Below are 24976 nucleotides of genomic sequence, written 5' to 3'. Positions count from 1 at the left end.
AATTAGGATTTATATTATGTCCGGATAAGAGGGTGACAAAAAAACCTTTTCCCTTGAAAACTTTCTTTTCCTTCTGCCTTGTTTCTGCCTTCCCTCGTCTAAAAGTGTAACTATTTAACCGAACATGATATTACACATAACTAGGGCTTGGTGAATAAATCTCGCTCCCATCAACATTCTAAAGTTTTAGCCTTTTTAGATAGGGAAAAAGTACCTGTTTTACGGTTCCCGAAAAATCAGCTCAACCATGCACAGTTCCGGAACAATTGAAAAGTTACTATTTTAGGCGCATACATACATAGTTGAGCAAAAAAATTACTCCCCCACTCCCCGACTCCCCCACTCCCCTACTTTTTATTACCTTTTGTCCTCAAAACATTCCAATCCGTTCTCATCAGAAAATCCCAATCTCGTAGTGCCACTCGCGACCATAACCAGTTTTGCCGCAGTTGAGGAATATGATATTCTCTGGCAGCTTCACTCATTACTTTTGTCCGATATTGGAGCGCTCTTAACCAGCGTTCTCTTTGATCATTTCCTTGAGCAGTTTGAGCAGATCTCATCATTACTAATCCAATCCCGGCATAAGCATTAAGAGCATTTTTTTGTTCAACTTCTGGAATAGTAATATCTTCAGCGGAAATATTCTGTAATATTTCTGTTTCTGGTAAATTTTCTCCTGATAATTTTAATACTTTTAACCAAGCATCATAAGCTTTTTTCAAATCCCCTTTAGTATAGTAAACAAAACCTATAGCATTTTGATAAAGAATAGAATCAGGACGTTGAGATACTGCTTTTTCCCAGAAATATAAAGCCTCATCTATAGTATAGTTCATATTTCCATCTTGAGCTAACTCCCAAACTAATCGACCATATAAAAAATTGATATCGGAGTCAATATTATTGTTATTATTAGGTGAATTTATAATAATATTGAGAGTTTCTTTTGCCTCTAAAAACGCACCTCTATTTAGCAAAGATTCGATGGCTTTTTTGGCAGCTTGAATATCATTTTTTTTAAATTGTTCAATAGCTAATTTTTTTTCTGTTTCTACAGTATTAGCACTATAACTAATAGGTTGTTCTTTTTTATATCTTTCCAGGTTAATTGGGTCAGGAGTTAAAGATATAGTTTGTGAAAAATTTAATGGTCGATTTTGAAACAACCAAACACCACCTAAAGTTATCAAAACAGCCATTAGGTGTGACAGTATTTTGCCAGGAATTGTATTAAAAAAATTGACATCAACGGTACTTTCATCTTTTTGTGTCATGGTAATATTTTCTAGAATTAGATTAGTGAGTTGAAAAATAAAATTTTCATACATATAGTAATTTCCATACTGGTAAGGTACAAAATTCTAGGTTTTAGAGAATAGGTATGGAGAATAGAAATAAAAAATAAGTGTACCTCATTAGTCTAAAAAAAGCTATATAATCTAATCTACTCTAATTTGGTAAGGGATTCAGAATTATTTTTCAAAAAATTACTCTCTATCTCTTTAAACAAACTTTTTCAGCAAACCCTTTTATTCTTAGTTGCTGACTGCTGATTGCTAATAGCTGAATGCTTACATTCAAACTAATATTTTACAAGAAAATTTCCATCTCTACTAATTTTTATATTATTGATTATTCTGTATCATTACATTCAAGTATAATACTATAACAACTATAGTAATTCTAAATAGGTTGTGACAATTCAAAAAGTAACTAAAAACACTAAAAGTTTCTCCTGTTCCATGTTAAGCCTTCCCTATGTAAATGAATCAAATAGGATTGCTATAGTTATAACTGCACAAAATCTTGAATAACTAACTATAATTTATGACAAAAACTTGCAGATAAATATTGACTATATTTTTGCTTAAGAGAAGCAGTAGACAAAGTTTTTGATAATATTTACAATCAAGGAAAACCAATAAACCAATGGTTCCAATATTTAGTCGTTATTCCTGGCAATCAACTTAATTTAATTAATAAAGAACAATTTTAGTAAAACACAATCACAATTACTATGCTTAACTTTTTTGACCTTTTACCCAAAATAAAAAAAGACCAACTGTCTACTTAAGTAGGTACTCAATCTTTGATTTTCAGTCTTTCTATTGCGGTTACGATCTAGAAAGAAATCAACTAGGATTACCCAGCTCAGAAAAAGACCAACAATTTGAATAATTTTTATTATGGTTAAGGGAGAGGTATAAAATAGAAATAACCCAGTCATGGGCAAGTCTAATACTGTTTCATTCTGTAGATGAAAGAGACGCTTTAGAAGGCTTTTTGATTTATGGGAAGAATTTAAGTTAAGTTTAATACAGCTAGCTAAAGAAATTTGGCAAAACCGAAAGATATTCCCAGTTTAGAAGAATTGAGAAAATAATTTAATCGTTAATTATCAATTAACTACGATGTAAGCATTCAGCTATTAGCTATCAGCTAGCCTCCTGGGTCGAAGTTGCGCTTTTTCCTGACAGAATACTCCGCAAACATGTCGCGCAGCGAAACAGCAATAAAGCCTGGGTTAGTGTAATAAGTTCTTGTCATCAATTAATAATACTAATACTGTTATCTAAAACTAGGAACAATAGCTGTTTTTCCCTCCTAGATAGGAGACTAGCTGACTGCTGAATGCTTACACTACGATTAAAATAGTAAGTATTTCCTGCGGAATACTTTTAAATTTAATCAACAGCATATTTCGGACTAATAATGTCAAATATTTTGACAAACAGCAAATAATATGATAGATATGAAAAAAATTTAGAAGAAATAACTAATGAAAATTGGATTGTTAGGTACAGGTTTAATGGGGCTACCAATGGCTCAAAAACTGTTAGAAGGTAATCATATTGTAACTGCTTATAATCGGACTAAATCTAAGTTAGAACCTTTACAAAAAGTAGGCGTTAAAATAGCTAATTCTCCAGGAGAAGCTATACAAAATTCCGAATGTTTAATTTTAATGTTGACTAATGCTGAAGCTATTAGAAATGTACTTTTATCTGATAGTTCAAAAGCCGAATTATCTGGTCGCACAGTAATTCAAATGGGAACTATTTCTCCTGGTGAAAGTAAACAAATTAGAGATGAAATTGTAGCTGGTGGTGGAGAATATTTAGAAGCTCCTGTTTTAGGTAGTATTCCACAGGTAAAATCTGGAAGTTTAATTGTTATGGTAGGAGCTTCCCCAGAACAATTTGCCAAATGGTCTGATTTATTAAAAGTATTTAGTCCGGAACCATTACATATTGGTGCGGTAGGTAGTGGTGCTGCAATTAAGTTAGCAATGAATCAATTAATTGGTTCTTTAACTACAGCTTTTGCTCTGAGTTTAGGATTAATAATTCGAGAAGGAATAGATGTAGATTTGTTTATGCAAATTGTTCGAGATAGCGCTTTATATGCACCAACTTTTGATAAGAAATTAAAACGAATGTTGGAGAGAAATTACGAAAATCCTAATTTTCCAGCCAAACATTTATTAAAGGATACAAACATATTTATTAATGCCGCAGAATCTGTAGGACTTGATGTCAGTATTCAAGAAGGAGTGCGTAAAGTTTTAGAGAAAACTATAGAATTAGGTTTATCAGATTTAGATTATTCTGCTTTGTTTTCCGCAGTTGTATCATCTCCAGTTGAATAATTAGATTTTGGTAGAAGAAGGAAGAAGAAAGAAGGTTGGGGAGTCCTGTAGATATAATAATATTTACAGCATATTCCGCGCGTTATGAGGTACAAATATTAATTATAAAGTTTTGTAGTGTAGGCCGGAAAGCCCCTATGGGGGTGTACCTCATAACAATAGAAAACCCTTTATGATTAAACCCCTTTCACTTTCAGCAGATTTGATATTAAATCAACTTCATGTTATTATCAATAAAGCATATAAATTTAGCTTTTACCCAAACTTCAGACTAAAAAAAATTTGTCACATATAGGACTTATGTATGCGAAACCCGGTTTCTAGGATAAATAGTTGTTTTAAGCAATAGAATTCTAATATCGTACCGGGTTTATGCGTTTATCTGCGTAAGTCCTGACATAAATAGGACTTAGGCACGCGCAACGTATTTCTGTCCGATACGAGCGACAGCGTTTCGCTCCGCGACATGAATGGGTAGCAGTCCGTCAGGATGGCAATCTCAAGCCAAGAAAATTGCTTTCCTCATGGCTTTAGTCCCGATCAAATAACTTTTACTTATAATCACAAAAAAGAGAGGACTTTAATGAATATTAACATCAAGCATTATATATCTTTAAAACGATTTACATCAAATACTTTTTCTCCGCAAAAATGGTTGTGGAAACTCAAACAAAAAATACCTCTTGTCCTGATTTTTATTTCGTTTGGAGTATCTCTGCTGATAAGTTGTAACACTACTCCACTACCTTTGCGAGTTGCCATTAACTTGTGGCCTGGGTATGAAACCTTGTACCTCGCACGCAGCTTAGGATATTATGAGAATACTTTAGTCACACTTCTTGATTTTCCTTCTGGTACTGAACAGGTAAGAGCTTTTCGGAATAATAATCTCGAAAGTGCTGCTATCTCAATGGATCAGGCATTAGAATTAGCAACTACTAATCCAGATGTCAGGATTATAACAGTAGTAGACTTTTCTGAAGGAGGAGATGTAATTTTAGCAAAACCAGAGATTCCCAATCTTCAAGCCTTAAAAGGTAAGCGAGTAGGTGTCGAAGCTAATGCTTTAGGAGCATATATTATTACCCGTGCTTTAGAAAAAGCAGGAATGACAATCGAAGATATTCAAGTTGTTTCTTTAGGACTTTCCGAACACGAGCGAGCATTTAAAGATGACATGATTGATGCAGTTGTTACCTTTGGTCCGGCTCGTACTCAACTGTTATCATTCGGAGCCAAAGAAATATTTAATAGTTCTCAGATTCCCGGTGAGATTGTTGATGTTTTAATCTCTCAGAAGACGGCGATCGCTAATCAATCTAAAGATGTACAGGCACTGGTAAATGGACAATTTCAAGCACTTAATTATCTGGCACAAAATCCCCAAGATAGTGCCCGTCGGATTGCTCCTAGAACTCAGGTGACACCAGAGGAATTTCTAGAAGCAAACAAGGGATTACGCAGGCCAAGTTTACAAGAAAATCAACAACTTTTAGATCGAGAAAATCCAGCATTACTCGAAACGACTCAACGATTAATTGATGTGATGGTTGCTAACAAACTATTATCAAAATCTCTGGATGCCATGACTTTATTTGATGATCGCTTTGTCAAAGCAGCAAAACTGGAATAATTTTTTTTACTAAACTTTTAAGTAGGGCTTACTGTTTCAATATCAAAGCTTTCACTGGCATAAATTTTCGCCTTTTTAAAGCCTGATTTATCGGGAGCCGTAAAAGTACCTAGTTTTTGGTTGTTATCGCCTCAAAATAGTAAAGTTTTGACAGTAACAATCAGAAAATTTTGCCATGACAGATACCTGACAGAGGTTTTCATTTCAGTCAACCACAGTAGGGAAGTTGCATAGTCCCTACGATATCTTGGTTATGGCTCCGGTGGTTCATCGAGAGTGAAAAGCGCTGTAAACTTTTTCCAGTTAAGTGTTCCCTGTTCCCTCTTCCCTGCCTTCACTAACAGACTTTTTCAGCAGGTCCTAAGTAAAATGAAACAGTTTCCCTTTTCTTGGCGGTTTTCAATTCCAGCCATTCTCCTGATATCTGGTACGATATTGGTTGGAATAAATATTCAGCAAGAAACATCAAATTCTTTTCAACGAGTTGAGGAAAATGTCAGTGGAAATGCCAGATTTGCGGGGGAACAAATTTCCGGAATGTTGGAATATCTATATCGTCGAGGCAACATAGAGCAAGCTGAAATTTCTATTAGTAAAATGCAAACTGATGTCAATCTTAGTTTAGCTATTTTATACAATCGAGAAAATCGTGTTCTTCTGGCAACTCAGTATCAATTGCGAAATCGCCCCCTTCAAGAAACCCCGGCAGCAAAAAATGAGACAGCATTTACACAAGTTCGAGAAAATCTATCAGGAGAAGTTATTTTATCAGAAGACAAACAAAAAATTTGGGCAATTTATCCAGTTCCCCTACAAAGAAAGCCTGGAGAACTTCGTCCTTCTAAAGTGGGGATTCTTTGGTTGTATTATGATATATCACGTCTGAAACAACGAGCATTTAGTGATGCTTTATCTCGCTCCCTAACCTCTACTATTAGCTTAGGTGGATTTTGTATTTTACTCTGGTTATTCTTTGAAAAAACTCTGACTACACGAGCAGAGAAAATTGTTGCAATTAGCCAAAAAATTGGTCAAGGAGAACTTAATCAACGGGTGAACATCCAAGGTTCTGATGAGTTAGCTAATATTGCATCAGGATTTAATAAAATGGCAAATTGGATTCAAACCAATACTGAAAAATTACAAGCTAGTGAGACTGCTCTTAAACAACTAAACGAAACCTTAAAGGAACGAGTCAAAGAGCGCACGATCGCTTTAAGGGAACAAAAAAAACAAAAAAATCAGCTAGAAGAAACCCTCTATAAACTGCAACAGACTCAAGCGCAGTTAGTTCAGCAAGAGAAGATGTCAAGTTTGGGACAATTAGTGGCAGGTGTTGCCCATGAGATTAATAACCCAATTAACTTTATTCATGGTAATATTACTTATGTAGAAGAATACACTCAAGTTTTATTAGATTTTGTGGAATTAGTGCAGCAATGTTATCCTAACCCTACTCCAGAAATAGAAGATTGGGCAGAAGAAGTTGAGCTGGAATTTTTACAAGAAGATTTACCCAAAACTATCAATTCAATCAAAATGGGAACAAAGCGAGTTCGTGACATTGTTCTTTCCCTGCGTAACTTTTCTCGCTTAGATGAATCAGACTTAAAAAAAGCTGAAGTTCATGATGGTATTGAAAGTACCCTATTGATTTTACAAAGTCGTCTCAAACAAAAATTAGGTATTGAGGTTGTCAAACATTACAGCGATTTACCTCTCATAGAATGTTATCCAGGACAACTAAATCAAGTATTTATGAATATTTTAGCCAATGCTATTGATGCTTTGGAAACCAGTGAGGGTGAAAATAAACTAAGACAAATTACTATCCATACATCACAAGTCGATGAGAAATGGGTCAAAATAGCGATCGCTGATAATGGTTGTGGCATTCCACCTGAAATTCACAATCAAATATTTAATCCCTTTTTTACAACAAAACCAGTTGGTAAAGGAACAGGTATGGGAATGGCAATTAGTTACCAAATTATTACAGAAAAACATGGTGGTAAATTAACTTTTTCTTCAACAGTAGGAACAGGTACAGAATGTACAATACAAATTCCTATTAAACAGGGAATAGGGAACGCTTAACTGGGAACGCTTAACTGGGAGAGATAATTAGACCTCTCCAGAAAAGACGGAGCAGGGAGTAGGGAGAAATAATTGATGATTTTTGTGGGATAATTAATCGGGACTTACGCACAGACCACATATATAGGGTTTAAAACTATAACGATCTAGTTTTTTAATTCTACACATAGTACCGTTGCGTAAGTCCCGTTCAATTTAGCTCTGTACTAAGTGTCTGTCACCCCATAATAGAGTGCTGCATAGTAAGTAATCTCATCTTCGTAGGGGAGTAACTCCGGTAGGTAGGTTTCTAAGGTGTCATGCACTGCATCGGAGAAAGTAGTAAAATCATCCGTCTCATTGCGGACAAACGGGTCTAATATTTGAATCAGTTCCCAGTTGCTATTGATATTCTCCTCTTTCATGGTGCTTTCGAGAGATGGAGGAGCTTCATCTGAGAAACTGGGTAACAGCCGACTGACAAAGGTAACCCGGTGGAACACTCGCCAACAGGGAGGAGCATTATTTGTTTGTTGGGCTTGGCGCATAGCAACGGCATTGGGGTGGCTGCTTTGGTTGAGCCAAATGGGGTCGATCGCCTTGTTGAACAAATCCTCGAAGTTTTCTTTGGCAGGTTCTAGGTAGAAGGTCATAAAGCGGTAAGCATCTACCTTACCTTCTACTGAAACCGGATTGCCGTTTTCGTCGTAAACCCGATTGAGATTTTCGTCGTATTTCTGCAAGTCTCCTGGTGGAGATGCGGTCACTTCGACGCTGAAGGAATTCTCCGACTCCTGACTCTTGGTCTTCGTAAAGTTCATGCTTCCCCCCATCATGCTGTTGAAAGCAGTATCGTAACTATAAAAACCATTAATCTCCAATCCCGTGCTAACTCCAGCGCTGCTAGTCCGGGATGTGGAAAAGGAACCACTGACGCTTTCCTGCTTCATTTGTGTCATCTCTGTGGACTCCGCATAGAAGCCGCCATCCGCAGTCCAAACATAGGTATTGACGATATTGCGTTTACCAAACTTTTCTGGGAGATTCATGCTGCTGGCAAAGGATTCACTTAAACTACTAAAGTCAATGGTTCCTAAAGGCGTTGTCATGCCTACTATGCCTCCCGTTGAACCCATCATACCCAGTAAAGTTTTACCAAACTCAGCTCCCATCTTCGAGGCATTCTGAACCGCTTCGCTATTCATGGGATTGACATCAAAGTTTTGGTAATAACTCTTGATTTCCTGCTCTTCCCTCTGAATGCGGTCTTGCAAGTTGTAGGCTTCTTGGGGTTTAAAGTAGCTGTATTCACCGTAGCCTTGGGCGGTGGCATAGTCCGGGTCAAGTACTTTACCTTGGTCATTATACCCAACTGCTCCGTCCAAGGTTCCCTGCTTGCTATAGCGGGGATTGATGGGGAAGGGGATAAGATTCACGTCTCGGGGAATGTCGGGATTGGGTCGGAAGCTGAAGGAAACCAGAGCGTTGTTGTGTTCTAAACGCAGAGCAAAGATATCGGCAGTTTCTGATAATACTAAGGCAAAACCCATATTGGAAGGTTGGTAGCGCCGACCTAAGGCTGAATTCAAAGGATTTAGGGGGTCTTCCCAGTTACCGCTGAGAGATACCGTTGTGCTTTCGGTCTTGTTGCGACCCACTCCCACACGTTGGTCGCTTGTCCAACCATTGGAAGCTTCAAAACTGCTTCCACCGGAAGATCCAAAGCTACTCTCTAGTTTGAAAGAGGTGCCAAACCCAAAGGGTGCCATGTTAATATCCATGTCACACCCCGTTTCCATGCTGGATTCTGATTCAAAGGCGGTATCTGCTCCTACCTCCATAGATGCCGAACAATTGTAGTTGACACTTTCCGCTTCCACCACTTCTACACAACTAACATTGCTGTTGCTGTAATCGGCGATCGCTGGATCGATGGGACCGGCGGTGAGGTTTTCGCTGGGCATGGGGGGTGCGCCTTCGATGTAACCGATAATCTGGGGGTCGAACTGAGCTTGACCCAGCCATTCAGTAATCAGATTACCCACCTTGTAACTGGTGGTTAAGCACCAGGTATTGTCTTTAATGTAACCATGGCAGCGTTTCATCACTCCTGTCATGTTACCATCGACATCGTACTGTATGTCCCCATATTCCTCGACGCTAGGGCTGGTGGCGATCGTCTCTTGGAATTGGGTGACAACTCCTGCTAAAGCCGAGCGTACCAGGGCTGTATCCTCACTAATGGGAGCGTTAGAAATAATAAAGTAGGGTTTGCTTTCGTTGTAACTCAAGGAAAGATTGTTGCCCCCATAGGAGTGGTCTTTTACTTCCGTTTGGCTTTCGTCGTCAAAGGTATAATAGGCAATCAGGTCTTGTTTCTCCCCTTTGAGACGGGTAAAGAGGTTGTCCTGGATTTGTTCTATGGTGCGGGTTACCTTCCAGATGCGTAATTCTTCTAGTTGTCCCCAGAAATGTTCTGTCATCTGCCCATTGGACTTGCAGGCACCCAGGGTAAACTGATTGTCACCCCAACTAAAGGAGTCAATGGCATTGGTTACCATCGGCGTGCCATTATGATAAAGCACAAGGGTGGAGCTATGGGGGTGGGGATTTTTAATCCACTCTGGTCCTTTTAGAGTCCCATGGTTGCTGCTCTTGCTGTCGTAGGCAACGTTACCTTCGTTTTCCTCCAAGCGCCACCAGGAAACAAGTCCGTATTCGTTCCCCGTCAGCTTTTTGCCAATATCTCCTGCTCCCAGGGCTACACTCCACAAGCGAACTTCGCCAATTGCTCCTGCTAAATAGCTCTCACCCACCCTCGCAATTTCTAGGGAGTCGCTGTTATAACCGGGATTGACCGGAGGAAGGCTTTGGTTTGCTTCCAGGACACCGTTTACATAGATTTTGACTTCATTCCATTGGGCAATTTGACTGCCAGGAGTAAACTCAGGATTTGTCCATGAGTCAGGAGATTGCAGGTTGGCTAATTCTTGTCCCCGTTGCTGGGAGGCAACGTAGTCCCCTTGCATGGCTTTTTCAATATCACTGCTTTTGGCATTGACATCGTCCCAAGTGCTGATACTTGACAAGTCTGGGGCAGTACCTGTGAAGGTGTTTTCAGCACTGCTACCCGTGCCAATACTTTCAGTATATTTTTTCCGGGTAACGGCAATTTTATAGACCTTGTTAGTTTCCAAAACTCCGCTGGTTTCCACCTGATAGGAAGCCCCATTCTCATCTTCAAAGACAAAAATTACCTTGCCATTCTCGGTGTAGAGGGCATAGGGAACGTTTTGCTCCAGATCCCCAGAGTTAAGGGTGCCCTTGGCGAGAATGCCGCACTGACTCGTACTGCTCACCTGTAACAATACTTCAACCGTCATGTCTTGGAGATTGAGGATAGTGTTGTTGCCGCAGTCCAAGTAGTCCCGTTCGCCGTCAAACTTGAGACCATAGGACTGGTTATAAACCAGGGCAAGATGATGCCAGTTATTACAGTACAGTAAATCTTTGCTTTCCAGAAGTAGGTTGCCAACCGCCCCTATTACGGAACAGGAACCCAAATTGGGAGGGGAAGGAACATTCTGTGGGTCGCTATGAATAGTGCCATTGTAGCCGTTACCAGTCAGGTCTTTAACCTGGTTACCCTCTCGTTGGTCAAAGTGCCAGTAGCCGACTAAACCCGATTCATTACCGCCAAGACGGCGGTTCATGTCTGCCTGGATTTCCGTTTGAGTACGAGCGCGGTTCCAGATCCGCAATTCGTCGATTTTGCCATCATAATAATTTCCATTAGCCCCTTTTCCAAGCTGCACTTGTACAGATGCTGGCAAAGGCTTTGTTTTGTCACCCTCACTGTGCCACAATTCTCCGTTGAGATAGATCTTCATCTCTCCAGTGGTAGCATTTTTGGTAAAAGCCCAGTGAGACCAGGTGCCTTTGTATTCTGATTCTTGAGCTTGTTTATCAATGCGATCGAAATCACTTCCATCGTTACCACAGTCAAAGTAGATAATTTCATCCCCATAAGGAAGGTGGATAGACAATACCCGATTCTGATTGGTTAGATCTCCATTGTCGCTTTGTGCAAATATGATGAAACTGTTCTTAGGCAGAGACTCCCCACCATAAGCCCAAAAACTAATGGTAATTTCGTTACCTGATGGGATACTTGCTGCTGGAAGTTCCACATAATCATCGCTGCCATCAAAGTTCAATGCTGAGTTTAGTTCTTGCCTTTTTAACCCCAGACTATACTTAGAGCTATTTGAAGTATGATGAATGATTCGGCTGCCCCCCTCAAAAGTTTTAGGTAGCACCCAAGTTTCTAAAGTCAGATCCCCCTTGGCATCAAACTGGGATAGTTTACTCCCATCCCCCAAGGCAACATAATCATTTTTACCGTCAAAGGACAAGGTGTCCCCTGGTGCTTCCGCTACCCAACAACTGGATATCCCTGCACTAGAGCGAGTTCCAGTACCGTTTTTCACCTTGTCATCTCGGATACTCGAAGGAACAACAGCAAACAGTAGAGAACCATTTTCGAGGTTATCTCCCACCCGGTTGCTAGTGGCGAGGGTTTGGTAATCGTAGGGAATGACGTAAACTGCTGTATTTACATCTGCTGATAGGGTAATGCTGTTAATGGGAATCTCTGTTGCTTTGCGTTCCACATCAGAGGCTACCGTTACCTTAGTCCCGTTCACCACCAGTATATCCCCGGATTTGAGTGCATATTTTGCCCCTGCTGTCAAGGTCAAACTAGTGACAGTACCAGATACTGCTGTGGCTAAATTATCTAAAAAGACCTGCTGATTAGCCACTCCATTCAATACCGCTGCAAATTGCTTTACCTTTCGCGGCACCCGTTGCCAGGTTTCGGTGATTCCCGTACTTTCGTTACTGATAGTCACCTGACAGAAATCAGCACTGTCTCCATCTGCCACAGTAATGGTCGTGTCATTGGTTTCTTCCCCAGCAAAGCGAGCCACCAAGGTGAGTTGGTCTGCATTGGTCGTCGCGAGTTCCGTTGCCAGCTTGTATTCTGTCTTGGCAGTGTTGGTATTGTAATAAGCCGCCAAGAATTGGTCTTGGTCACCCCGGAAATAGAGGGTTAGGTTGCCCGTGGTGCTGTCTAAGAATTGAGGTGCATTTTGGCTAGGAGCGAAGCCCAGCAATGCTCCTGAAACCGTGAGACCGAAGGGGTCAGTATGGAGGAAGTGCATGGGTAGGGCTACTCCATTGCCCACTTTTTGCTTGAGTTCGTCAATTTCATTCAATAGGTCCGGGGGAACATTTTGGAGGTAATAATAGGCAGACGCATTTCCAGGTGCCCCGGTGATAAATTGAACATCGTCAATAGCTACTGAACGACCAAAACGTCCATTTTCTTGGATATCAACCCCAGCTGTGAAGGTTGTCTCTTGTTCCCATTTACTGCTACTGTTTCGGCGGTAAACATCGACTCTACCAGCAGCTTGCTTGCCCTCACATTCAGCTATAGCTAATCCTATCAGCAAATACTTGTCACTGATAGCTACTGATAGGTTTGAATACACCGACCACCAAGAACCGTTGTATATATTAGTGATCTTTTGTTCTAGGTTCCATTCGCTACTTTCCCAATGATAAACAAAGACTTGAGAAGAGTCTGTGTCAAAATTTCCTGTCACTGCTCGCTCACCGTTAATGGCTACAGAAAAGCCGAAAGCATCCATTCCCTGAGCATCATCCCCAGGGCTGAGGGATGTTTTTAGGCTCCAGTTACTACTGTCATCCCCCTGGAAAATATAGGCTTTGCCTTTAGGATTTGCGCCAGGTGCTCCCACCATTGCCCACTCACCATCAATGGCTACAGACCAGCCGAAATAGGCCGATATCTCAGCATCAGCAGTCAGGGTTTGTTTCAGATTCCAGTTGCTGCCATCCCAATGGAAAATATAGGCTTTGCCTGCGTTCCCTAAACCGTTAACAGTTGCGTACGTTGCTCCCACAATTGCCCAATCACCGTTAATGGCTACAGACCAGCCGAATAATGCCCCTGTCTGAGTATCATCTCCAGGGGTGAGGGTTTGTTTCAGATTCCAGTTGCTGCCATCCCAATGGAAAATATAGGCTTTGCCTGCTTTCTTTATACCATTAGCGGTTGCTCCCGGTGCTCCCACCATTGCCCAATCACCATCAATGGCTACAGACCAGCCGCAATCTCCCTCACTGGAATGATAAAGTAAATTACCCCCCCCTTGCCGACGCAGCTCTTCTACTTCCTGCTGTAGTTCCTGAAGTCGGGCTAAATCCTCCTCAGTGCCACTTTCCAAGGGTTCTCCCAACTGAATATTATCGGGAATCTGAGCTAGCTTACCCTCTCGGGACAGGGCAAAATCCAAAGCAGCAACGTATTTTTCCTCTGTCTGCTCTCCATCGAGTCCCGGTCCCCCAGTACCCACTCCTAAGATAACGCGGGCATTGCTCTTAATGGGTTTTGCCTCATCATCATAGCCTGCTTCGGCTTGTTCCTGCTGGTAATACAGCATAGCTGACGGACTTGAGGCAATGGTTCGTCCTTCAAATCCGAAGCTGGTGCGACGAATGCCTGGGGAATCGCCGATGGGGGCTTCGGACTGTACCCAAATTGCTCCGTTAATTGTACCGTGGTTCCCATTATCAGTCTGGTCGTGGAGAATATTCCCTGTACCCTCGTCACAGCGCCAGTAGCCCACCAGTCCTGGCTCGTTCCCTACCAGGCGGTAGTTCATGTCTTCTTGGATTTCATCTTGAGAAAGACTCCGATTCCAGATGCGAATTTCGTCGATTTGACCGGGGAAATAATTACCTGTACCGCGAGAAGCGAAGTACATGGCTACATTATTCTTCGTACTGCCACTGGTTGTATCGTCTGTACTGCCTTGTTCTTCACCATCAATATATAAGTAAAGAGTTGAACCGTTTTTGACGAAGGCAATATGATAATATTCCCTATCATTAATCACTTTGGTTGAAGTAAGTGTAGGGTGATTAGTACCATCGTATCGAAGTGCTGATACAGTTCCATTCCCTTGATATCTGATTGCATAAGGGTATGGTCCACTCCCTTCCCATTTCGTAATAATGTCACGGTCTACCGGTTCCCCAGAAACGGCTATCCAAGCTTCAATGGCAAAGTCTTCGTCCTGGTCAAAATCTAGACTATCCGAGTGAGGAACTGTCACATTATCATCAGTGCCATCAAACTCCAATGCCCATTCCCCATAACCCGACTTACTGGGAGGAATAGGAATTAACGGCTCTCCGCTAAAGGGACAGGTTCCCGGGGAACGCTCATACACCGCATCTTGATATTCTGGGTCGGGACTGGTGTAATACCGGGTTCCTTTAGTGTTAAATAACCCATCGGAACCCCGTTCCACATTAAAGGAGTCAATTTCCGCTGTCTTGCTATTGTAGAGAAAGAACTGCCAGCGCTGAATCCCAGATATTTGAGTGGGTAAAAGCAGGGCATCGAACCAACCTTCGTACAACTGACCCACAAAATGCAGTTCTTGGGTAGGTTCGTAGAAATACTCCCCTTGCATATCCTGGGAACCCAGACTATCCTTGTTGCTCTGGGGGATACTTTTGTGGCGACTGCGTTTGAACCGCACTTCCATCTTGCTTTTTAGTTCTGTCCCCGTCAGTACAAAACGGTCTACCATCAGGTTTTTGTCCACCAGGGGAATGAGTTCATCGTCGGACAAAGTCTGATCAAAAGAACTTACCGCCTCAGGAGTTTCACTCCCCCTTAGAGCCAAGAGCGGCCTGAAGTCCCTTAACCGGTTCTTTTTGAAAGCAGCCTTGGGTTCCATGTACTTTCGCCCCATGGCCATTTGGGTTGGCTTACTCCCCGTATTTTTCCCAGTGTCCACAAAAACCATATCTGGATCGTCCCCAGCAATTGACTGGCGAAAGATATAGATATACTGGTTGTCGGAAATGACCCGGAACGGAGCATTAGCAGTCAAACGAGCAGTAGTAGAAAGAAAAGGGTCGATTTCATCATCCGCAAGAGTACCCGGTTCCACCTCTTCTCCACTTTCCTTAGCAACTGTGGGCATCTGGGTTGGTGGGATAATGGCAAAACCCACCCGAGAAATTTCGTTTGTAAAGTTGAGTTTTGAGGGGTTCCCAGGCCAGTAATTCACATCTAAAGGCCCTTTTGTGTCGTCTTGTTCGTTGAGATTTAGCACCGCGTAGTAGATGCGTCGATTCTCGTCCATCGCAAAGGAGATCAGGACTCCCTTGTGGGTGACAGTGGTGACGTGCTTGTAAGCTTTGTCGCTGTAAGTTTTGGTAAATTTATCAGTTATGTTCATTTAATTAAAAAGCCCTATCCATCTCTAAAAACTAAGGTTTAATGGCACTCTTAGTCTCAAGAAAACCAGAAAGCGACTTTAGTAGAAATACTATCCTGATAGTCAAAAAATATTTTCTACTAACTAGACTTGAGGAAAAAACAGGTTCAAAATTTAGGTGAAACCCTTATAACCCAAAGCTTTTACCTAAAAGCAAACGTTTTCTCGATATATCTAGGTTTCAGCTATTTTAACCAGGTTCAGGTATTTACCTTGCCAATATTAGGTTTGAAGCTATTTTTGACCTAAAAAATATCAAAGTCCAGCTAAAAAATATTTTTTACTATAATTGATATAATTAAAATACAAAAGGTAGCCAAAATCCTAAATTTTTAACTAAAAATTTATAAATTCAGATAAATAATAAAAATTATTAATAAAGTAGCATCTTATGATATATGGATAGGATTTACGCATGAACGCTATTGGTAGGGTGTGTTAGCACACTTAGGCACCAAGACCCTATACATATATAGTACCTTTGCGTAAGTCCTAATATAGAAAAACTATGAGATAGAAACTTCACAAAGCAAAAAGTTTATAAAACAAAGATTTTGGGCACAAAAACTCCTAACAAAGACTTCTCATTCATTCATATATAGTAGACAAAAATTTTAATTGATATATATCCTACATTCCGCATGTCAAAATGTAGTATTAAATTAGGAGTCAGGAGTCAGGAGTCAGAATTTAAAGAAAAAATCATAATAGTCAATAGACATCTCCAGAAAAGAGGGAACAGGGAAAAGCGGACAGAGGGAAGTAATTGATTATTTCCAGTTATGTGAAGTTTGTATATTTTTGTAAGGATAGTGGATTGGGTAAGGGGTTTTTAACAGCGATGGATTATTGTGTATGTGATTGGGGTTTAGAGTTTAGCTTTTTATCTCTACTATTCGACAAACTAGAAAAAACAAATTTATGAACTACCGAGACATCATTACAATTGAGCCATAAAAACGTGATGGTAAGCCTTGTGTCCGTGGCTACAGTCTATGAAGTGCTTGAGTACCTGGCTTCCGAGATGACTGCAGCTGAAATTCTTGACGATTTTCCCGATCTGACGCGAGAAGATTTAAAAGCTTGCATTGCTTATGCTGCTGACGGAACGTCGGTTTATGACTGCCCCATTATCCCTCTGAAATTACTTTTTGATGAAAATCTATCGCCTATATTACCAAACCGTTTGAGGGATATTTTCCCAAACTCGCTTCATGTTCGAGATGTGGGCATGAAAGCGACTATAGACCCAATAGTTTGGGATTATGCATGCATATAACGATCTAATCATCGTCTCGAAAGATGCTGATATGCAGGATCTGAGTTTAGTATTTGGAAATCCACCGAAAGTGATTTGGATTCGCCTTGGGAACTCTTCGACATTACAAGTTGAAAATTTGCTGCGTCGAGAGTTTAGGGCGATCGAGTTATTTTACGAAAATAAGACTTTATCCCTGGTTGCTTTATCATAGTGCGCTTTTCATTGTAGGGACGTTGCATGCAATGTCCCTACGAGCTACTAAATATAGAGTTACGGTGGGTTACGAGATACACTTTTTCCTAAGGTCATGCTCCGCTTTCCATGTCGCGTAGCGTTTCGGCGCTTGAGCCGACATATAAAGCGGAGCTTTGCGGAACCCAAAACACACCCTACCATTAGTGTTCATCGGTAATATCATGTCCGGAGCAGAGCGTGATCAAAAAACTTGCTCCTCCTTTTCTCTTCCTGGGAGGGGTTAGGGGTGGGTTAACTCGTGATTCAGTCCTCCTGACTCCTTCCCTCTTTATTTATAACTATTAGACATCTCCTCCAAATGAGGGAACAGGGAACACTAGATATGTGGGAACAGGAAGAAATAATTGATAATTTATGGATAAGAATTGATTTAATTTTTTATTTTTGGAGATGTTTATTCAACCGGACATGATATAAGATATTAAGTCCTATGAAACTTTCAATAGAGTTGTTGGGAATTAACCACAAAAAATGGCTAATGTCAAATCCGCTTAATTGCACATAAAAACATAAAGTATAATATATGTTTGTAATTTAAGAAATTACTTCAATCCCCCCATCTCCCCATCCCCTCCAACAACTCTAATCACTATTCAACCGGATTTGATATAAGACCTCTCCCCCAACCCCTCTCCTGCTTTTAAGAGGGGAGAAACTCCCCCTTCCCTACCAGGGAAGGGGGTTGGGGGGTTAGGTTTTTTCTACTTAACTTCCGGTTCTGAACCCTTCAACTCACAAACCATCCCCGAACAAGCGGGATCTTGCGGTCCCATTTCTGGTAAGTCACTCGCTAACACATAACCATTCATCAACTCCGAGAAATCATCAGATTTACGTCGCTGCAACACCTCTCGTTCCAATTTTTCATATTCCTCTTTAGAAATACGCTCGAATGGCAACCGGGGGAACGGTGCATCAAACCGCGCTAACAACGCTGACGAGATATAACCCTCATCATCGCGAATGGCTTCATAAATGCTTTTGCCCAAAGGTTCGATTTCTTCTTCAGTCAGTAAGATGGTGCTGCTGCTGTTGTGAGTTGTCCAGGCACTCTGCACCACCATGTAAAAATCAAACATGGCAGTGGCGCTGAACTTCTCAATAGCAATTTCTTCAATCCCTGGTAAATCTATCCAAGATACCTGAACTGGTATTTCCACCAACCATTCTTTGGCGCGATCGTCAAAAGGATCGTTGAGTAAATTTCCATTTTCATCTTTGCTTGACTGCCCAGGAATCACGGAATAACCATAATCAAGGCAAGCTAATGCTACGGGGTCATTTTTAGCAAAAGTAATGCGTCGCACCCAGCGTAAACCAAAAGGTGGATGCCAACCGGGAGCAGCATTTGTTAACAAAGATTTAGTATTATGGGATTTCAAAGCACCTTGCCAATACCAAGAGTCGTTATCGTCTATACCCTCAATGGCAAAATCATAAGAGTAATCACAAACTGCCCCAATATTAACAGATTCAATTTTGTATGGTGAAAAACTGAATACGCGCTTTGGTGGAAGTAAGGGTCGTTCCTGACATTTGATACTGTGTTCATTGAGATAATCTAAAGCGTCAGCGTTAGACAACATTCGACTCAGACATAATCCCCACATATCTTTTTGTTGGGGTTGCAAGTTCTCTCCCTTGATATTCTCAAATATACTGAAACAGAGTCCGATCGCTTCCCCTATTTGTTGCAAGTTGCCAATAAAATCGGAACTTGCTGAATCTATGGATAAGTTTCCCTGTTTACGAACACATCCATCAGTATCTATCAGACCACAGAAAAATGATAGTAGGGTAACTCGTGATGACCGACGTAAACTCATGGGTATTCGGTCTAAATCTTGGCTTTTCTCAGTTTTGGCAAGTTGATTTAAGTGAAACCAGTCAAATAACTGTCTGGAAGCAAAAGATAATTCAAAACGACCATTACCAAGATCATTTATATTACCTGCAATACCGAATAATTTTTTGCCTTTTTCTTGGAGACGATACAAAATATCAAGTCTGCTATGAGAAAAACAAATTCGATATTTGTGTTCAGAAATGCAACCATTCCCAAATAAACAACCTATAAAGTAAGCCAAGTCTGGAGTCAAAGTTGCTGGAGTCACGATTTCCTCAGTTAAAACACCACGGTTATGACCTAATGTTTGAGACCGTTTCACCCTGGTATAATTTTCTAACTGCAAGGGTATTAGTAAAGCATCTTCTTGTTTGTCATATTCACCAATACTGTAGTCAAGCAACATTCCAGGTTTAAGATCGCAACCATGTACCCACTTCCCGGCGACACTCATCCGATGGTTTGGAGTCATGCGTAATGTCCGACCATTAGCTAGTTTGACTTCCACAAGTTCTAGAGGTTGATTAGCGATCGCTGTGGATGCTCCTATTCCATTGCGAACAGTTAATTCTAATCCTACTGTTTCTCCACTACCAGGTGCAACTATTTCATCTGCATAGAGTAAACCTTGGTTAAATATTCTCAATGCTGTTTTGTCGAGACAACCGGAAGGTTGCACTGTTGTACAACGGTTCGGACGTTTCAGATTGTGATGATCGCAATAATCCCACACCACCTGATGCACTATTTCGCGCCACCGACTTAGGTATTTTGCTTCCTGTTCTTTAAATTCTAGACCTTGAGTAGTTTTCGGGCGACCTGCTTGCCACCAATGCAACCATTCAATACCAAAAGCTTTTACAAAAAAGTCAAATAAACCAGTAAAAGATACTCCAACAATAGGGTCTAATTCTCGACTATAATTATAGCGAGGTTCCAGGAATTTATGGTTAAGTAAAGTTGCTACGGAAAGAGCGCCAGCAGTAAAAGCTTCCTCCTGTTCTTTATGATTATTTGGGTCAATTTGATTCAGATGAATTTCTGATAAATTACAATTTCCTGTCAAAGTATTGCCAAAAACACCTTTGTGAAATTCTGGTTCTTCAAAACAATAAGTATCATGTAAACCTGGTAGTTCTTCAACACTTTCAATTGTTTGATTTTTACCTTTAAATTTAGGTTCGCATCCTTTACTTGTGTCTAATCTTTGACAAGGAATTTCTCTACAATCAGTTATTTGTAGATAGTAAAGGTCTTTATTTTTGGTTCCTAAATTTGTAGTAGAACCGCTACTTGCCATTAAATTTACTGATGCACGAATGCCACATTTTGTCAACAGTAATTGTAATCTTTTTGCCCGTTCATAATCAGACAAATAAATTCTGATTCCATTACTTTTAGTATTAGAACCATCTGTATCTGCTAATCCGGCAATAAAAGCCAAAATTGCTGGTTTATTCCAACTAGCAATAATATTTAAAGCATCAGGTTCAGTTTGTAAACGACGCAGTAATTCTCCAGAGAATCCTAAATCTGTGACATCTACAAAAGTAGGTAGATAATTATATTGTCGAATTTTGGTATTATCATTTCCATCACCGTAGGTTGGGTTGAGGTACTCCGTTAGCGCCAGCTTATCCGCAGGATAAACCCAACTAGAATAAGGTGCGTGTTGGGTTTCACTTCGTTCTACCCAACCTACATTTTCTGATTTGCCTATGGCTACACCTAATTTATAAGCGTAATATGAATTGATAGAATTTCCATCGCGATAGTCTATGACAAAAGGTTCCGTATGTAAGGTATATTTGCTATGAGTTAGCAAATCTTTTGTTTGTACTTCTTGATAGTTTTTACCAAACCTATCTTTGACAAAAAATCGGTGATATTCTGTCACATCAAGATAGGAACCATCCCCAAATTTAACCCGGTATAATTTTCTGTATTTTCCTGTTTTCAAAGGAATTACTTGACTCCAATTTTTACCGTTCCAAACTTCAACTTTTTGACCAACAATATCTTTAATTTTGTGAATACTGTCGCGAGTAATTAATAAAGTATCTTCGCTCACACAGTGAAAATTTGCCCCAATTATTTCGCCGCAATTGTGAGTTAAACAACCATTAGCAATGAAAGAATTAGTTAAAGGAACGTGCAAATCATAAACAACTTCTTCTCCAAATTCTTCAACTTTTTTTACCTTGGAAGTAAACTTAGAATTAATAGTTGATTCAGAATAATTAGGCAATGGTTTTAGGAGCCATTTTTCAGCTTTAACACCCTTATTTTGGCATAGTGAAAAGCCAATTAATTCTTGAAATAAATCAAAGTTAAAAGTAGAGATAAATAATCCATAACTGCCTTGGTCTAAGCGAATTTTCTCAGTTCCATCAACAGTCCTATAAGACACACCTCTGTCACCTTTTTCCCTCACTAATCTAACTGTACTAATAATGCCTAAATTAGAGAGAATTAATTGAATTTGTTGGAGTATTTTTTCCGAAACCATAGCTAATTTGATTCTTCTATAATCTTTATCTACTGAACCATTAGCACTAAAAATTCCTTGTAAAAAACCAATTAAAACTTCCTGAGATTGACTCAAAAAGTTATGAGGAAGTTCTTCTTTTCCAAGTATACCTAAATCGGCAAAAAACTTTTCTAATTTAGGAGATTGGGTACGAAATTCATAGACTCCTTTATGCAGTGTAGTTACATATTCTTTGGCTGTTGTAATAACTGCTTTTCCAACAATATTGTCGGCAGTTTCATACTCATCCTGGTTAAAAACAAACCCTTTAGCAAAATGATCTTGCTTTCTACCATGACCATCACTTCGAGCTTTTATCCTAACATTAAATCCATCTCCGTACCACCAACCAAGCATTTGAGCTTGAGCAACAGAAATAGTACCTTTACCAAAATGACCTGCTCCTCTCTGAACATAAATATTGTCATCATCAGTTAAATCTTGAGTGCTAACCCAACCTCGACTGGTAAAATGTTGATGGTCTGCTGTACATCGCATTTGCATTCCATTAGTCAGCATAACTTTGTAGGTAGTTTTAACTCCTGTTGCAAAAGCGATCGCGTCCGTCAACTTCACACCAGATAAACCGACAGAACGCAAATCCACCAATGCTTTAAACTGTTTACCTACTAAATCCTGAATCGGAATTAACCCTTGGTCTGTAGACACCAAAGTATCCCCAGAATGGCAAGGATTTAACCCTAATCTTGCTAACCGATGTTCCAGTTCATCATTACTAATATTTGGATAGTGTTCTTGAAACCATTTTTTGGCATTATTTTCTCCATAAGCTTTCAAAAAATCTCTCTTTATTTCTGTGGTTGAAAGTAAATCCCGATTAGCACGAGCAACTGCTTCACCTGCCCACTGAATCGCACCTTCACCAGAATAAAACTGTTTTCTCACTGCCTCAACACATTCTTCTAATGTTGGTTTGTGGTGGAAAACATGAGTATGATTTGCCATTCGCAGAGCATCTCTATTCGGATCGATACCCCAGTTACCATTTTCATCTTGTCGCCAGAGATTATCCTTCGCTACAGCAAAGAGGCGATCGCTACTAAGTCCTTGCCTAATTCCTGCAGATCTACGAATATTCCCTGCCACTATGCAGGCTGCAGCTTCGTCAATCAGCAAACAACATTCCACAGAATTTAATTGTCGCCCAACTGCTCGATTTAATATGTTCCCACAACGTTGATATAATTCTGGCAACTTCACCGGATTAGCAACACCGCCAAATCCTTTTAAACGTTCGCCCGCAGGTCTCACATCATTCAAGTCAATAATGACATCCGCTTTTCCTGAGAATCGCTCATCACTTGACAATTCTAACAAAGCCTGATATGCACCAACCCAACCTTGACGACTATCACCGATAAATATTTCTGCTTGGTCTTGATGAAATTTGACTTCTGTCAATTCACGACGTAACTCACAGGGAGTACTACCAACTTCACCCCGCAATACTACATTTAGATGATTGCGAATGGGTGGCAGTTGATTTATATAACGTGGTTCCAAGACCGCACCGGTACCACATCCCATCATGGCTAAGTCCATTAATAGACCAAAAGACCGCCAGTCTATAATATTTGTGGACGAACAGTTATAGGCCCCGGAAAAATTTTGTTGTTGAGTAATCCAGTCTGTGCCACCTACCCACAACCAACGGCCAGAGGATAGAGCCTTAAGTTGGCTCTGCATCCGATAGAGTAGGTCTGTTTCTTCTGGGGTGAGTTGGCCTAATTTTCTCAGGCCATTAATTGTGCGATCACATACTTCTCTCCAGGTCTCACGGCCAGTTTCTGTCTTACGGCTATAAGTTCTGTAGAATACGGGGTTCGCAGTGGGAGCTGTTTCTGGGAAATCGCCCTGATGTACCCTTTCTAGTTCTTGTACCATAGTGAAATTGAAAATAGAATTTATTGGAAAATAAAGTCAAGAAATTTCCAATATAGCTATATTTCAGATTTAGCGTCAATTTATTGACAAATTAACCAGATTACTATATTAGTTGTGAGTCGGTGGGGAAATGCTGCGTGGGACTTTTGCTTTTACTTTTGACTTTTTATTTATGCCAAGTGTTTGAAAAATTTTATGGTGAATCTACTTGACAGGTAAATAATTGTAATAGCTTAAGTCATCTTCCAGATGACTCAATTATCTATGGCATCTTTTTGTATCGTGCTTAATTAACGCAAGTCAATGTTATTAAGACTTACACAAAGGTACTATGTATAGATTCAAAAAAACTATAGCGCTATAGTTTTGAAGACTATATTATGGTATCTGTGTAATACCAATTTCCATGGATTATTGCTATACTTGAGGAATACTTCAGTCATCAAATAATTAACAGAAACCAAATCATTTTTTGCCAATTTTAGCTAAGTTAATGTAAATTTTTCTGATGTTTACTTCTCCCCCACTTTCTTACTCCTGTACGGACGTTGCATAACAAAAATGCTAACATCCCTACCCTGCTCAATCAAATGTAGAAAACTTTTTGAGAAATGGTATAAGTCCTGTTATTATCAACTAAAACCCCTAACTCCATAACTCACAATGAAACAAATACTCCTGACAGAATTTCCTGAAACCATTCAAAACTTAATTAACCAAACACAAAAAACAGGCGAATCCTTAACTATTATTCAAAATGGGGTACCATTCGCTATTATTTCTCCTGCAAAAAAAAAATCTCTCCTGCAAACTCTTTCTACCCTCGAACCCCTAGATGAAGATTTTCCGGATGTAGAGGAAGGGTTATTACCTTTAGATGACATTGATTTGTGAAAATGAGTTATTTATATTTATTAGATACAAACATCATTTCTGAATTAATTAAAAATCCAAGAGCCATAATATTTTCCAAAATTAAAGAAGTCGGAGAGGATAAAGTTTGTACAAGTATTATTGTCGCTTGTGAATTAAAATTTGGAGCTAGAAAAAAGAAGTCTCAAAAGCTCATAGAAAAACTAGAAACGATCTTAAGTAAAATTAAAATATTACCTCTAACCGATCCTGTAGAGGAATATTACGCAGAAATCCGTACTTATTTAGAAAGTCAAGGAATACCCATTGGAGGCAATGATTTATTAATTGCTGCTCATGCTTTAACATTAAATTTAACAGTTATTACAGCAAATCTTAGTGAATTTTCCCGTATCCCTAATTTGAAAGTTGAAAACTGGCTCAACCCTCAGGGTAAGCTCATCTAAAAGAGCCTTAACAGAAGGCATGGAGAACAGTGATCATATAATTGTTGTTCATAGCAGCCTGGTTCATTTTTTGGCGAAGCCTGGGTTTAAATGTTCTCTCTTGATGTAGAAC

Annotated in this window: 10 protein-coding genes; 7 read left to right on the top strand and 3 right to left on the bottom strand. The window is 39.9% G+C overall.

From position 1 onward, the window contains the following. Nucleotides 1-347: 347 nt before the first annotated feature. Nucleotides 348-1331 (bottom strand): hypothetical protein, encoded by a 984-nt coding sequence (locus tag VKJ25_RS06775; RefSeq protein ID WP_324235866.1) that lies wholly within the window; start codon nucleotides 1329-1331, stop codon nucleotides 348-350. Between the two features lie 1451 nt (nucleotides 1332-2782). On the opposite strand from VKJ25_RS06775, the gene VKJ25_RS06770 reads away from it, so the two are divergent. The 3 genes from VKJ25_RS06770 to VKJ25_RS06760 all read left to right on the top strand — a co-directional run bounded on the left by VKJ25_RS06770 (nucleotide 2783) and on the right by VKJ25_RS06760 (nucleotide 7382). Next, nucleotides 2783-3652, top strand: coding sequence for an NAD(P)-dependent oxidoreductase (locus tag VKJ25_RS06770; RefSeq protein WP_324235865.1), 870 nt, complete (start codon nucleotides 2783-2785; stop codon nucleotides 3650-3652). Between the two features lie 490 nt (nucleotides 3653-4142). Beyond that, the gene (locus VKJ25_RS06765; RefSeq protein ID WP_324235864.1) at nucleotides 4143-5285 is read left to right on the top strand and encodes an ABC transporter substrate-binding protein; all 1143 of its coding nucleotides are present in this window, start codon (nucleotides 4143-4145) and stop codon (nucleotides 5283-5285) included. A 369-nt stretch (nucleotides 5286-5654) separates the two neighbouring features. Next, nucleotides 5655-7382 carry a sensor histidine kinase gene (locus VKJ25_RS06760; RefSeq protein WP_324235863.1) on the top strand — a complete coding sequence of 576 codons (1728 nt, stop codon included), beginning with the start codon at nucleotides 5655-5657 and terminating at the stop codon, nucleotides 7380-7382. A gap of 206 nt (nucleotides 7383-7588) precedes the next feature. Here VKJ25_RS06760 and VKJ25_RS06755 read toward each other — a convergent pair whose 3' ends face one another. Next, on the bottom strand, nucleotides 7589-15709 hold the full coding sequence (locus VKJ25_RS06755) for a LamG-like jellyroll fold domain-containing protein (RefSeq protein ID WP_324235862.1): 8121 nt from the start codon (nucleotides 15707-15709) through the stop codon (nucleotides 7589-7591). Nucleotides 15710-16694: 985 nt separating this feature from the next. Between VKJ25_RS06755 and VKJ25_RS24850 the strand changes: the two genes are divergently transcribed. Both VKJ25_RS24850 and VKJ25_RS06740 read left to right on the top strand, forming a co-directional pair. Next, nucleotides 16695-17027: a DUF5615 family PIN-like protein gene (locus VKJ25_RS24850; protein WP_483143735.1), complete on the top strand. Its 333-nt coding sequence runs from the start codon at nucleotides 16695-16697 to the stop codon at nucleotides 17025-17027. Beyond that, complete coding sequence (locus VKJ25_RS06740) at nucleotides 17014-17220, top strand: DUF5615 family PIN-like protein (RefSeq protein ID WP_324235860.1); 207 nt, start codon at nucleotides 17014-17016, stop codon at nucleotides 17218-17220. The genes VKJ25_RS24850 and VKJ25_RS06740 overlap by 14 nt, the downstream gene beginning before the upstream one ends. Nucleotides 17221-17965: 745 nt before the next feature. Here VKJ25_RS06740 and VKJ25_RS06735 read toward each other — a convergent pair. Continuing rightward, nucleotides 17966-23545: an LAGLIDADG family homing endonuclease gene (locus VKJ25_RS06735; RefSeq protein ID WP_324235859.1), complete on the bottom strand. Its 5580-nt coding sequence runs from the start codon at nucleotides 23543-23545 to the stop codon at nucleotides 17966-17968. Between the two features lie 663 nt (nucleotides 23546-24208). Between VKJ25_RS06735 and VKJ25_RS06730 the strand changes: the two genes are divergently transcribed. After that, nucleotides 24209-24439, top strand: coding sequence for a type II toxin-antitoxin system Phd/YefM family antitoxin (locus VKJ25_RS06730; RefSeq protein WP_324235858.1), 231 nt, complete (start codon nucleotides 24209-24211; stop codon nucleotides 24437-24439). 2 nt (nucleotides 24440-24441) lie between these two features. Beyond that, nucleotides 24442-24864, top strand: a complete 423-nt coding sequence (locus VKJ25_RS06725; RefSeq protein ID WP_324235857.1) for a type II toxin-antitoxin system VapC family toxin — start codon at nucleotides 24442-24444, stop codon at nucleotides 24862-24864. Nucleotides 24865-24976 lie beyond the last annotated feature (112 nt).

Source organism: Okeania sp. (assembly GCF_035285525.1).
Taxonomy (GTDB): domain Bacteria; phylum Cyanobacteriota; class Cyanobacteriia; order Cyanobacteriales; family Microcoleaceae; genus Trichodesmium.
This window is presented reverse-complemented; position numbering and strand designations above follow the sequence as displayed.